The sequence below is a fragment of the Nocardia sp. NPDC056564 genome (genome assembly GCF_042793755.1).
GTDB lineage: Bacteria > Actinomycetota > Actinomycetes > Mycobacteriales > Mycobacteriaceae > Nocardia.
Map to the genome: position 1 here is coordinate 455,840 of NZ_JBHTUR010000005.1, position 13,468 is coordinate 469,307.

Genomic DNA, 13,468 nt, shown 5'->3' on the forward strand with positions numbered 1-13,468 from the left:
GTTGGCGGTCGATCAAGCCCGAATGGGGCTCGGCGGGAAAGAGTTTGGTAGATCGTATGAACTTGGAGCAGGCCCCACTCTCGTTCGGGCAGCAGCGACTGTGGATCCGTACGGAGAACGGCCGGGCCAGCGTGGCCTACAACGAAGCGGTGGCGTTCGAGCTGCGCGGGGCGGTGGATCACGCGGTCCTCGGCCGCGCCTTCGACGCGCTGGCCGCCCGTCATGCCGCGTTGCGCACCCGCCTGGTTCCGATCGGCGCCGCGGTGCACCAGGTGATCGATCCGCCCGAGACCGGCTTCGCGCTGGAGATCGTCGATCTCACCGAATCACCCGACGCCGCAACGCGTCTGGCCGAACTGCGCGGGCACAACGCCGGCGCGCCGTTCGATCCGGAGCGTGGTCCGCTGGCCCGGGCGCACCTGGCCGTGCTGGCCCCGGATCGGCGCGTTCTGCTGATCACGGTGCACCACATCGTCTATGACGGCACGTCCCGGACGATCCTGCTGCGCGACCTCGGCGCGCTGTACGCGGCGCTGCTGCGCGGCGTCGAGGCCGACCTGCCACCGTTGCCCCAGCAGTACGCGGATCACGCTCGGTGGCAGCGGCTATGGCTGGACGGCGACGAGCCCGCCGGCCACGCCGCCTACTGGGCGCGCACCCTGGCCGGCGCTCCGCCGTTGCTCGAAGTGCCGACCGACCGCCCGCGTCCGCCCGAACAGGACCATCGCGGTCACCGGGTGCGCTTCGCGCTCGACGAAGGGCTCGCCGGTGGCCTGCGCGCCCTCGCGCATGCGCACGGCACCACCCTGTACGCCACGGTGCTGACCGGGTGGTCGGTGTTGCTGTCCCGGTTGACCGGTCAGGCCGACCTGGTCATCGGGGTGCCGACGGCGAATCGCGGTCGCGGACGGTTCGCGGAGGCGATCGGCTTCTTCGTCAACACCGTCGCGGTGCGGCTCGTCTTGACCGAATCGCCAAGTACGACAACGCTTCTCCGTCAGGTCCAGGATGCACTGCGAGGTGCGCTCAAGCATGTCGACCTGCCGTTCGAGCAGGTGGTGGAGCTGATCAACCCGCCTCGCAGCCCGGCGCACACGCCGCTGTTCCAGACCGCGTGCACGCAGTTTCCCCCGCTGCGCGGGCGGTTGCGGCTGCCCGGCGTCGAGGTCGAACCGCTCGATATCGATGACGCTCCGGTCAAATTCGATCTGGCGCTCGGACTGGTGGACGAGGACGGTGCTCTCGTCCTCGAACTGGAATACGCGACGGCGCTGTTCGAACGGACGACGATCGAACGCTACGGCCGCTACCTGCTGCGCGCCCTGGAACAGATGGTCGAGCAGCCCGGCCGTGCGGTCGCGGACCTGGCCCTGCTCGACCCGGACGAGCGGCGAACCGTACTGGGGCAGTGGAGCATCGGCGAACCGACGACGCCGTTCGCCCCCGGTGGCGTCATCCGCCGATTCGAGGAACAGGCTGGGCAACGGCCGGAGCAACTCGCGCTCGTGTGCGGACCGGAGCAGCTCGACTACGCCACGTTGCGGCGGCGGGTGCACCGGCTCGCGCACGCGCTGATCGCCCGCGGCGTCGGCCGTGAGCAGGTGGTCGGCCTGCACGTGCGCCGCTCGTCCGCGCTGGTGGTCGGCATGCTCGCCATCTTCGAGGCGGGCGCGGCCTACCTGCCGCTGGACCCCGCCCAGCCGGACGACCGGCTCTCCGCCATGGTCGCCGACGCCGCCCCGGCCCTGGTGCTCAGCGACGTCGAGACCCGCCCGCCGTGGTGGCTGGACCTGGCCGCGGTCGAGCAGGAGTCCGACCGCGACGACTTTCCCGGTGTCGAGGTCGCGGAGTCGAACCTGGCCTACGTTATCTACACCTCGGGGTCGACGGGCAGGCCCAAGGGCATCGCGGTGCCGCATCGCGGTCTGGTCAACCTGCTCGACCAGTGGTTGCAGCGGTTCGGCGCGCTGCCCGGCGCGCCGGCGTCGGCGTGGTCGAGCATCGGATTCGACGCCTCGTTGCAGGAGATGCTGCTGCCGCTGACCACCGGCGGCATTCTGCACGTGGTGCCGGAGCAACTGCGCGGCGATCCGGCGGCGCTGCTGGAGTGGCTGCGCGCGCAGCGCGTCGAGCAGGCGTTCCTGCCGCCCGCGTACATCCGCTGGCTGGACGAGGACCCGCGGCAGCGGCTGGCCGGATCGGCATTGCGGCAGTTGAAGTCCGGCGTTGAGGCGCTGTCGGAGCTGGCGCTGGCCCGGTTGCGCGAGGTGCTGCCCGGCTTGCGGGTGCTGTACGGCTACGGGCCGAGCGAGGCGACGGTGTACAGCTCGGCGCACATCGATCCCGAACCGCGGCAACAGTCGTGCCCCATCGGCAGGCCGTTGCCCGGCACCCGGATGTATCTGTTCGACGAGCGCTTGCGGCCGGTGCCCGCCGGGGTGGTGGGCGAGGTGTACGTCGCGGGCGCCGGGGTGACCCGGGGGTACTTGAACCGCCCGGATCTGACCGCCGAACGATTCGTCGCGGATCCGCTCGCGGTCGGCGAGCGCATGTATCGCACCGGCGACCTGGCCCGCTGGCGGCACGACGGCACCGGTGAATTCGTCGGCCGCAGCGACGATCAGGTCAAGGTCCGTGGTTTCCGGATCGAGCCGAGGGAGGTGGAGGCGGCGCTGCTCGCGGTGTCGGGTGGACGCGAGGCGATCATGCTGGTGGACCGCGCGCCGAACGGGGAGCCACGCCTGGTCGCCGCCGTCGCCGGCGGCGGCGCGGGACGATCCGCGCACGACTGGCGGACCGCGCTGTCGGATCTGTTGCCGGACTACATGATTCCGGCCGTCGTCGCCGAGGTGGATCCGTTTCCGTTGAACCGCAGCGGAAAACTGGACCGGCCCGCGCTGCTGGAGCGCATCCGCGCCGAGCACGCGGCCCGGGTGAACACCAGCAGCCCGCGCGAGCACGTGGAGATGGCGCTGTACCGGATCTGGCGGCGCGTGCTGGTGCATCCGACCATCGGGATCACCGACAACTTCTTCGACGTCGGCGGCACCTCGATCTCGGCCATCCGGGTGGCCGACGCCATCGCTGCGGAGTTCGGCAGGCCCGTGCCGGTGCCGGACCTCATGCGATACCCGACGATCGAGGCGTTCGCGGCGCATCTGCGCGCGGAGGTCGCCCTCGCGCCGGACAGCACCGTCATCGATCTGCGCACGGGGACCGGACCGCAGCGGGTGGTGTGCGTGCATCCGGCAGGCGGCACCGCCTTCTGCTACCTGCCGCTGGCCGCGGCACTGCCGGAGACGATGACCGTGCAGGGGATGCAGTCGCCCGGGATCGACCCGGGACAGACGCCGCTGCCCAGCGTGGCGGCGATGGCCGAGCGGTATCTGGCGCTGACCGATCCCGATCCGGCGGAGTCGGTGGTGCTGTGCGGGCTGTCCTACGGCGGCCTGGTGGCCTACGAGATGGGCAGGCTGTTGACGGCGCGGGGGCATGCGCGGGTGAGCGTGGTCTTGCTCGACACCAACGGCACCGCCGACCCCTCGGCGATCGAACCCGTTGGGGGAGCGGAGTTCCGGGAGAAGCTGGTCCGGTTCAACGGTATGTACCCTGGCATCGACGACGCGCAGATCGAGCGCTATCTGCGGATCTACAACCACAACCGGATGACCGGGTGCGACTATCGGCCGCCGGTGTCGGCGGCGCGGGTGGTGTTCATGCAAGCCGTGACCGGGTCCGCGGATACGCCGGAATATGCCGCGGCCGCCGACTTCTGGCGGGCCCGGGCCGAGGGTGGGCTGTCGGTGGTGCCGGTGGAGTGCGGACACTGGGAGATGCTGGAAGGCGATCAGCTGCCCCGGGTGGCCGAGCTCATCGTGGCCGAGCTGGTGGAGCTCTCGGCTTCGGTGATGGAGTCGTGATGGGTGCTGACCCGGTCGCGGCGAGCCTCGCCGCCGCCGTGCACGATCAGGCTCGGCGCACGCCCGACGCCGTCGCGTTGCGCGAGGGCGACCGCGACCTGGACTACTCGACTGTCGACGCGCTCGGTGCGGCGGTCGCACAGGCGTTGGCCGACAACGGCATTCGGCCCGGGGACGCCGTCGCGGTGGCGCTGCCCCGCGGCTGGCGACTGGTCTGCGTCATGCTCGGGCTGCTGCGGTCGGGTGCTCAGGTGGTGCCATTGGACCGGCAGAGTCCGCCGGATCGCCGCCATCACATTCTCCGGGACTCGGGTGCGGTTGCGGTCGTACACGACGATGCCGCGGAACTCGCGGAATCGGTGCTGTCGCTGCCGGTTTCGGCACTGTTGACCGGCGAGCAGGCGACGGCCGGGCCGCCCGGCATGCCCGCTGCGGCGTCGTTTCTGTTCTACACCTCGGGTACGACCGGACTGCCCAAGGGCGTCGAGGTGCGCGACGCGGGAATCCTGCGACTGGCGCGGCCGGGATACCTCCCGATCGCGCCGGGCAGACGCTATGCGTGCCTGTCCAATCCGGCGTTCGACGCGTTGAGCTTCGAGGTCTGGGTGCCCCTGGTGACCGGTGGATGCTGCGTGATCATCGATGACGCGACCGCGCAGACACCGGATCGGCTCGCCGCCGCCCTGCGCCGCGAACGCATCGACACCGTATTCACGACTACGGCTCTGTTCAACGCGATGGTCGACGCCGTCCCCGACTGCTTTGCCGCGGCCGACCAGGTGCTGGTCGGTGGGGAACAGCTCAATGTGACCCTGATGCGCCGGTGGTACCGGGACAACGCCGACGCGACCACCCAGCTGCACAATGTGTACGGGCCCACGGAGACAACGACTTTCGCACTGTGCCACCCGATCCCGCGGGAGTATTCGGCGGATCGGGTGCCGATCGGGCGACCGCTGCCGGACACCGGGGCGCTGGTGGTAGTGCCCGGCGCCGAGCGGCCCGCCGTCGCGGGCGAGGTCGGCGAGCTGTATCTGTCCGGCGCGGGAGTCGCGGTGGGTTACCGGAACCTTCCCGAGGAGACCGGCCGACGCTTCGTGCGGTTGCCGTGGCACGACGGTGGTCGTGCACGGTTCTACCGCACCGGCGATCTGGTGTGCCGCAACGCGGACGGGGACATCGAGTACGTCGGGCGCGCCGACCGGCAGGTGAAGGTGCGTGGCTTCCGGATCGAGCCCGGCGAGGTCGAGCGGCAGCTCATGGCGCACCCGGGAATCCGGCAGGCGTACGCGTGTACCCGGCGCCCCGACGAGCGCGGGCCGGTGGAGTTGCTCGCCTACCTGGTGACCGAGCCGGAACTGTCGTTCGCGGCGGTGGACCGGCATCTGGCCGCCACCGTGCCGACCTACATGCGGCCGCATCATCTCTACCGGATCGACGCCCTGCCGTTGACGGCCAACGGCAAGGTCGATCAGGCCGCGTTGCTGAGCCGCGCGGATCGGCCGTGGCGGGCGGACACGGCGGCGGTGGCGGTCACGCCGGAGCAGCGTGCGGTGCTGGACGTGATCGGGCAGGTCTTGGGCCTGTCGGAGCCGCGGCCGGGGGATCGGTGGATCGCCTGCGGGGGTGATTCGCTGGCGGCGTTGCGGTTTCGGCATCTGGTCCAGCGGCGCTGGGGGTGCGATATTCCGCCCGGGTTGGTATTGCAAACGGATTTCGCGGAGCTGGCCGCGGCGGTGGACGCCGCGCGGGGTAGTTCGCCGTACGCGGCGCTGCCGAAGCCGGTGGCGGCGGGCGCCGCGCCGGCGACCAGTGAACAGCAGCGAATGTGGTTGTTGCAGCAGCGATCACCGCGATCGCGGGCATACACCGTGCCGCTGGTGTTCCGGGTGGACGGCGTGCTGGATACCGCGGCGCTGCGCGGGTCGCTGCGCGCACTGGTGGCCAGGCACCCGGCGTTGCGGACCGGGTTCAGCGCCGCGCCCGACGGACTGCGGCAGGTGGTGGGTGACCCGTACGACCCGTGGGTCGTGCCGGACGCCGGCGCTGCCCGCGACGAGCACACGCGCCGGGATTTCGCCGATCGATTCTTCGGTGTCGCTTTCGATCTCGCGCATCCACGCATGCTGGCCGCGTGCTGGCTCGCGCACGACGGTGGCGGCACCCTGTTGCTGCGGTCGCATCACATCGCGGTCGACGGCTGGTCGCTCGGTGTGCTGTTCGCCGACCTGTCCGCCGGTTACGCGGGCGAGCCACGCGAAACCAGCGAGCCCGCACCGACACCGCTCGACTTCGCCCGCTGGCAGCGCGAATGGTTCGCCGCCGAGGCCTACCGGGCGCAACGGAGCGCATTGGCCCGCTACTACGCGAACGCGGAGCCGGCGAACGATCCGCTGCGGCCGGTGCGGGAGCGGCCCAGCTCGGTCGCACGGCTGCGGCACACCGCGCTCGACGCCGGTCGCCGGCGCCGGGTGGACCGGCTGTGCACGGAGTTGGGGCTCACGCGTTTTCAGGTGTTGCTCGGTGTCTTCGCGTGGAGCCTGTACGCGGTGACCGGGCGGACCGGGCTGCGGATTGCCGCGCCCGTGGCCAATCGGGCGCTGTCGGAATTCGACACCAGCGTGGGGATGTTCGCGAACACGGTGTTGCTGCCGTTGACGGTCCGGCCGGGCGCCGAGGCGAGCGACGAACTGCGACGGCTGGGGGAGTGCGTCCGGGAGGTACTGGACCGGCAGGACGTGGCGTTGGCGGATGTGCTGGCCGACGCCGAATTCGCCGACGGCAGAGCGCCGTTCGACACGCTGTTCGTGTTGGAGAACACCGATTTCGGCGCGCTGCACCTGACCGGCTGCACAACGCACCCGCGGTGGGTCGCCGCGCCCGAGGCCAAATGCCCGCTGACGCTGTCGGTGGTCGACCGCCGGGACGGAATCGACCTGCTGTGGGAGTACGCCGCGGACCATTTCGACGAGGCCGAGGTGACGGCGCTGGCCGAGGTGTTCGAGCGCGGCGTGGACGTGGTATTCGAACACGGCACCGAAAAGCCGTCCGACCTCGCGGCTCCCTATCGCAGTGCGCTGCCGGAGAGCGGGCGCGGTGCGCCGGTACCGCTGTCGTTCAGGACGGTGGCCGAGGGCTTCGCCCGGCAGGTCGCGCTGACCCCGGACGCGCCCGCGCTGAACTCCGGCGGACGCACGGTGAGCTATGCCGAATTGGACGCCTTCGCCGCTGCGCTGGCCGCGGACATCGCTGTGCAGCAAGGGGTTTCGGCGAGCGATGACGCTCTTCGCTGTGTGGCGCTGTTTTTCGAGCCGTCCGTCGAGCACGTCGTGGCGCTGCTGGCGTTGGCCCGCCTGCACCTGACCGCGCTACCGCTGGACCCCGCCTATCCGCCCGCGCTCCTGAACCAGATGCTCGAGCAGGCTCGGCCGCTGTGCGTGCTGCTGTCGGCGGACTCGGTCACGGCATGGGATGCCATCGATGACGGCGGCATCGCCCGTCATCCGGTCACCTTGTCGTCGGACCCCGCGCCGCATGGTGAATCGCCCGGCGGCGTAACCGAAGCCGCGGCAAACGGCACGCGGCCGCTCTACCTGCTGTTCACCTCCGGTTCCACGGGAACGCCGAAGGGCGTGCAGGTCCCCGATCGCACGCTGTGCAATTTGCTTCGGTGGCAAGCGGATTCGGGACAACTGGGGGCCGCCGCGGTGACCCAGCAGTTCTCCGCGCTGTCGTTCGACGTGTCGTTCCAGGAGATCTATTCGACGCTGTGCGGTGGCGGATGCCTGCATCTGGCGCGGCCGCGGTGGCGACACGACATGCCCGCCCTGCTTGACCAGCTGGAAACGGCCGGTGCGGAGCGAATCTTCCTGCCTTACGTCGCCTTACAGCTACTGGCCGAGCACGGCGTCCAGTCCGGCCGATATCCGGCACGGCTGCGTGAGGTGATCACCGCCGGAGAGCAATTGGTGTCCACCGACGCGATTCGGCGGTGGTTCGCGGGGATGCCGGGGGCGCGGCTGTTCAACCATTACGGGCCGACGGAAACCCACGTGGTGAGCACCCTGTGCCTGGACGCGGATCCGCTGCGGTGGCCGGAGCGGCCGTCGGTCGGGCGGCCGATCGACAACGCGGTGCTGCGGGTCGTGGACGAGGCCGGGCTGGTGGTGCCGCCGGGTGCGGTGGGGGAGCTGCTGATCGGTGGTTCGATGGCGACGAGGTGCTATCTGGGCGGCTCGGGCGCGGACCGCTTCGTCGAGGTGCCGGGTGTGGGGCTGTGTTACCGCAGCGGCGACCGGGCGTTCGTCGATCGAGAAGGCCTGGTGCACTTCGTCGGTCGGGACGACGAGCAGATCAAGGTGAGCGGGCACCGGGTCGAGTTGGGGCAGCTCGAGGTGGCGCTGCTGGGGTATCCAGGGGTGGTGCAGGCCGTGGTGGTACGGGACGGTGGCGCGCTGGTGGCCTGCCTCCAGTGTCGCGGGCCGGCACCGGAGGTGTCCGAGCTGACCGCACATCTGGCGCGGTTGCTGCCCGGCCCGGTCGGCATCGATCGGTTCCGGGTGGTGGCGGAGCTGCCGCGGACCCCGAGCGGCAAACTGGACCGGCGGGCCGCCGCGAGCGCGCCCGGCGAGGAGTTGGTCCGAACCGTCACGGCGGCGATGTGGTCGGCGCGGGAAGCGGCGCTGGCGGCGGTGTTCGAGGCGGCGACCGGCCTGCCGATCGGACCGGAGCAGACCTTCTTCGGCGCGGGCGCAACGAGTTTGACGTTGATGCGCTTCCATCTGCGGTGTGGTTCCGAGCTGGGGCTCCGGTTCACGGTCGCCGACCTGTTCGAGCACGTCACCATCGGCGCGCTGGCGCGATTCATCGATGGGGCGAATGTGCCTGCCGCGCAAGCCCAGCCGGCGGCGGCCGCCGCCGATGAACCGATTGCAGTCGTCGGCATGGCGGTCCGGCTGCCCGGCGCGGAGGATGTGGCCGCGTTCTGGGACATGGTGCAGAGCGCGGGCAGCGGTATCGAATTCTTCGACGCCCCGGCGGGTGTGGTGGGTGCGCGCAGTCAGATGGCGGGTCTGCTGGCCTTCGATCCGGCCCATTTCGGCATCAACCGGCGCGATGCCGCGCTGATGGATCCGCAGCAGCGGCACCTGCTGATGAATTGCGTGCAGGCGCTTGCCCATGCGGGCATCGCCGATCCGTCCGACGGGCTCGTGGGGTTGATCGCCGGGTGCGGGGAGACCACCTACTTCCAGACCATGCTGCGCGAAGCCGACCCGGCGCTGCTGCCCGACGAATTCCAGCTCGCGCAGCACCACGACAAGGACTTCCTCGCCACCAAGGTGGCCTACCACCTGGGCCTGACCGGTCCGGTGTTCACCGCGCAGGCGGCGTGCGCGAGTTCGCTGGTTGCCGTGCACCTCGCGGCGGGGATGCTGCGCAACGGCGAGGCGGAGGTGATGCTGGCCGGCGGCGTGCTCGTCGATCCGACACTGGCCGCCGGGTATCGATACCGGCCGCAGCACATCTTCTCGCCCGACGGGCACTGCCGTCCGTTCAGTGACGACGCCGGCGGCACGATCGGCGGCAGCGGCGTGGGTGTGGTGGTGCTGGAGCGGCTGTCCGCGGCGCGCCGCAACGGTCACACCGTGTACGGGGTGATCACCGGCTCCGCGGTCAACAACGACGGCTCGGCGAAGCTCGGCTACAGCGCTCCGGGGCTGGCCGGGCAGCGTGCGGTGATCCGGACCGCGCTGCGCCGCAGCGGTCGCCGCGGCGCCGAGGTCGCCTACGTCGAGGCGCACGGCACGGGCACCCGGCTCGGCGATCCGGTGGAGGTCGGCGCGCTGCGCCAGGCATTGGCGTCGGCGGAGCCGGGCGGGTGCGCGCTGTCGTCGGTCAAGAGCCAGCTGGGCCATCTCGGCGCGGCGGCGGGTGTGCTCGGGCTGATCCGCGCCACCCTCGCGCTCCATCATGAATTGATCCCGCCGACAGTGGATTTCCGGGCGCCGAACCCGGAGCTGGCCACCGATCTGGCGCCGTTCTACGTTCCCACCGAACCGCGACCGTGGCCCGCCGACCGCCCCCGGGTGGCGGCGGTCAGCAGCTTCGGTATCGGTGGGGTCAACGCGCATGTCGTGCTGGAGGCCGGTCCTGACCCCGCCGCCGCACCGGAGTCCGTTGCGTGCCTGACGCTTTCGAGCAGTAGCGAGGTCGCGTTGCGGGCCGATGCCGAGCGGATCGCCGCCTATCTGGAGGAGTATCCGCGGGCTTACGCGCAGGTGCTGCGTCACCTGCAGGCAGGCCGACCCGATCGACGCTGGCGGATGGCGGCGGTCTGCGCCGATGCGGCAGCGGCGGTGCGCTGGTTGCGGGCGGGCGAGGTCGTCTCCGTCGAGACGGTCGCCGAACCGGTGCCGGCTACGGCGCCACCGGCGGAACTGGTCACGGCGTGGTTGTCCGGTCGCCCCGTCGCGTGGCCGAGCGGACCGGCGCAGTCGCCGTGGAACTTCCCGCCACCCGCGTTCGATCTCGCCGACTTCGACTTCCCGCGCGCGAAATCGGTGGTAGGGCAGCCGGAGCCGGTCGTCGAGACCGGCCCGCGCCGGCTGCCGGAAGCCGACTGGTTGCATCAACCGCACTGGGTGCGCCTGCGTCGCGCCGGTGTGCCACCGGCGTCGCCACGAAATCGACTGCTGGTCTTGATGACCGACGGTCCGGCCGATCCCGCGTTGGTTGCGGCCTTCGGGCAAGCGCACCTCCGCGTCGTCCAGATCGCCGCCGGCGGCGTGTATCGGGTTGCGGGAGAAGATCTTTTCGAGGTCGACCCCGCCGATTCGGCCTCGCTCCGGCGGGTGCTCGACCTGCTCGCCGAAACCGATTGCGCCGGGATCGACTGGGTGCACGCGCTGCCCCTGAGCGTGGACGGGCCGATCGCGCCGGACAGCGTCGAACGGGCGACCTGGGCATGTGTCGACACCCCTGCCGCGCTCCTTCGGGCGGTGTCCGATCACCCGGTGGCGCAGCGGGTTCGCGTGTGGTGGCTGTCCGCGGCGGCCCGCCCGGTGGATGGTGCGGTGCGGCGGCCGGAGGCGAATCTCCTGGCCGGGGTGTGCGAGGTGGGCACGCAGGAGACCGGCGTGCCCGGGGCCTGGATCGATCTGCCCGGGACGGGTTCGAGCGAATGGGCCGCCGCACTGGCGGAACTGACGGGTGGATTCGACAGCGGTGCCGAGGTCCCGAAGAATCTCGCGCTGCGGCAAGGGTATTGGTGGCAGCAGCTGGTTTCGCCCGTCGCGGTGAACGCCGGCGATGCCGTGTCCGTCGCGGGTGGTGTGTATCTGATTCTCGGCGGGACCGGCGGCATCGGCGCGAGTACGGCGCAGTGGCTGCTGGGCAACGGCGCGGATCGGGTGGTGTTGCTTGCCCGGCACGCGCACCTTCCAGCTGCGCTGGCGCCCTGGGCGGATCGAGTCGAGACGATCGATGCGGATCTGGCCGAGCACGATCTCGATGTGCTCGTGCGTCGCCTCGGCGAACGGATAGACCGGCTCGACGGCATCGTGCACGCGGCCGGTGTCGCGGCCGGCGGACTGATCGCGCGCCGGGACGCCGGCGCGGCCCGGCCGGGAATCGCGGCCAAGCTGCGCGGAACTCTGTTGCTGGAACGACTGATTCAGCGGTACCGGCCCGCCCTCGCCGTGTACTGCTCGTCGATGGCGGCGCGGTTGGGCGGCATCGGGCAGCTCGACTACGCCGCCGCGAACGCGATGCTGGATGGGTTCGCGGGATATCGGGGCGGAGCGGACGATCCCACGCTGCGGGTGAGCATCGGCTGGGATGTGTGGCGGGAGACGGGAATGGCGGTGCGGGCGTTGCCTGCCGACGCCCGGCATCGCGCGCACCTGGCCGTCGGACTCACCGATCGAGAAGGGCAGCGGGTGCTGGCCCGTGCCCTCGGCGCGCGACTACCGCAGCTGCTGGTCTGCACCACCGATCTGGACGACGCCCGCTCGTTCTATGCCGCTTCCGCGGCCGACCCGGCCCCGGCGGGCGGCGCAGTGGCCGTCGAATCGGCGGACCGGTTGCTGCGCGCGGAGCTGTGTGACGCCCTGGGCCTGGACGATCTCGATCCGCACGCATCGCTCTACGACCTGGGCGCGGACTCGCTGACCATGCTCGATCTGCTGGACACGATCAAACAGCATTTCCAGGTCGAGCTGGACCTGGCCCGGCTCAGTCATCGGGTCAGTCTCGACGAGATCCTGTCCAGGCTCGTCGAAGCGGCGGGCACGGCCGGGCCGGAGGACGTCGTGCTGGACGTCTGGCAGGAGGGGACCGGCCCGGACGTGGTGTGCCTGGTGCATCCCGTCGGCGGGGACATCCAGGCGTATCGCGCTCTCGTCTCGGCGTTGGCGCCCCACCTCACGGTCTGTCTCATCGCCGATCCGGCGCTGCGGCAGGCCACCGCGCCGAGCTGGACGCTGACCGAGCGCGCCCGCCACTATTACGCCGCACTGCGCACGCGTTTCCCCGCGGAGGAATGGCGGTGGCAATTGGCCGGCTGGTCCTTCGGGGCCTGGGTGGCGATCGGGATGGCCGCCGAGGCCGAGGCCGCCGGGCGTCCCGCGCGCGGGCTGCATCTGATCGACCCGCCGCCACCGGGCGCGAGTGCGCTGGTGCGCGCCTACGACCAGGCCCGGCTCGATCAGGTTTTCGCGCAGGAGCTGGACCAGGCGGGAGCCGCGTCGGCGACCGCCTACGCCGAACGCTTGGCCCGATGCTGTCGCGCCAACCTGAACAGCATGGTCGAGCATCGGCTGCCGCGCCTGGCGCGCACCCGGAGCGAACTCTGGCACGCCGAGCAGTCGGCGATCGATGTGCCGAGTTCGGCTGCGCAGCAACAGGAGTGGTCGGCGCATCTGGGTGCGGGGACTCGGTGGCATCGGCTGGACACCACGCACTACGGGATCGTGCGGCCACCGCACGCGCCGGTGATCGCCGAGGCGATCAACGCGGCGGCGAACCGGTAGGGGACGCGGAACGGTCAGCGCCGCAGGGTGATCGGGGTGTTGGCGAGTTCGGCCTGGGTGGGGTTTCCTTCGGCGTCGTAGAAGGACCAGACGGTGGTGAAGGTGGCGGGGCCGGGCTCGAAGGAGAAATAGCTCCCGGCCGGGAAGTGGAGGGTGTAGGGGTGCGCCGCGCCGTCGCAGGTGCCCGGGATGGTGGTCGACGGCGAGGAGGTGTTGCTGCTCCGCTGGTCCAATACCGAGTCGCCCAGCAGGATGCTGCTCGGGCCGCCGCTACAGCGGTAGGTGCCGACCACATCCACGGTGCCGTCGGCGTTGAGATGCTGACTGTCTTCGACGGTCAGCACCGGGGGTGCGGCCACAGCCGGTCCCGCGAGCGCGACCGAGCCGGCCAACGCGGCCGCGGTGGCGACGGCCAGTCGGATGATTTGATGCTTGGGCATGACGAAATGGCGGTATGCGTTCATCGCGTGACTCCTGTTGTGCAGGAAAGGATTCGGAGCCGAATCGTGCTGTAAGCGT

Annotated in this window: 3 protein-coding genes; 2 read left to right on the forward strand and 1 reads right to left on the reverse strand. The window is 70.9% G+C overall.

All coding sequences use genetic code 11. The features are described from left to right. Window positions 1-56 precede the first annotated feature (56 nt). Together ACFQ9K_RS16665 and ACFQ9K_RS16670 are read left to right on the forward strand one after the other, a co-directional pair. Window positions 57-3,920 (forward strand): amino acid adenylation domain-containing protein, encoded by a 3,864-nt coding sequence (locus tag ACFQ9K_RS16665; protein WP_378713074.1) that lies wholly within the window; start codon window positions 57-59, stop codon window positions 3,918-3,920. Next, window positions 3,920-12,949 (forward strand): amino acid adenylation domain-containing protein, encoded by a 9,030-nt coding sequence (locus ACFQ9K_RS16670; RefSeq protein WP_378713075.1) that lies wholly within the window; start codon window positions 3,920-3,922, stop codon window positions 12,947-12,949. The genes ACFQ9K_RS16665 and ACFQ9K_RS16670 overlap by 1 nt, the downstream gene beginning before the upstream one ends. A 14-nt stretch (window positions 12,950-12,963) precedes the next feature. Here ACFQ9K_RS16670 and ACFQ9K_RS16675 read toward each other — a convergent pair whose 3' ends face one another. Then, on the reverse strand, window positions 12,964-13,413 hold the full coding sequence (locus ACFQ9K_RS16675; protein WP_378713077.1) for a DUF6299 family protein: 450 nt from the start codon (window positions 13,411-13,413) through the stop codon (window positions 12,964-12,966). Between the last annotated feature and the right edge of the window lie 55 nt (window positions 13,414-13,468).

Bases quoted from the DNA above. Each gene is read 5' to 3' on its own strand.
- ACFQ9K_RS16665 (WP_378713074.1), top strand. From the start codon at position 57: ATGAACTTGGAGCAGGCCCCACTCTCGTTCGGGCAGCAGCGACTGTGG.
- ACFQ9K_RS16675 (WP_378713077.1), bottom strand. From the start codon at position 13,413: ATGAACGCATACCGCCATTTCGTCATGCCCAAGCATCAAATCATCCGA.
- ACFQ9K_RS16670 (WP_378713075.1), top strand. From the start codon at position 3,920: ATGGGTGCTGACCCGGTCGCGGCGAGCCTCGCCGCCGCCGTGCACGAT.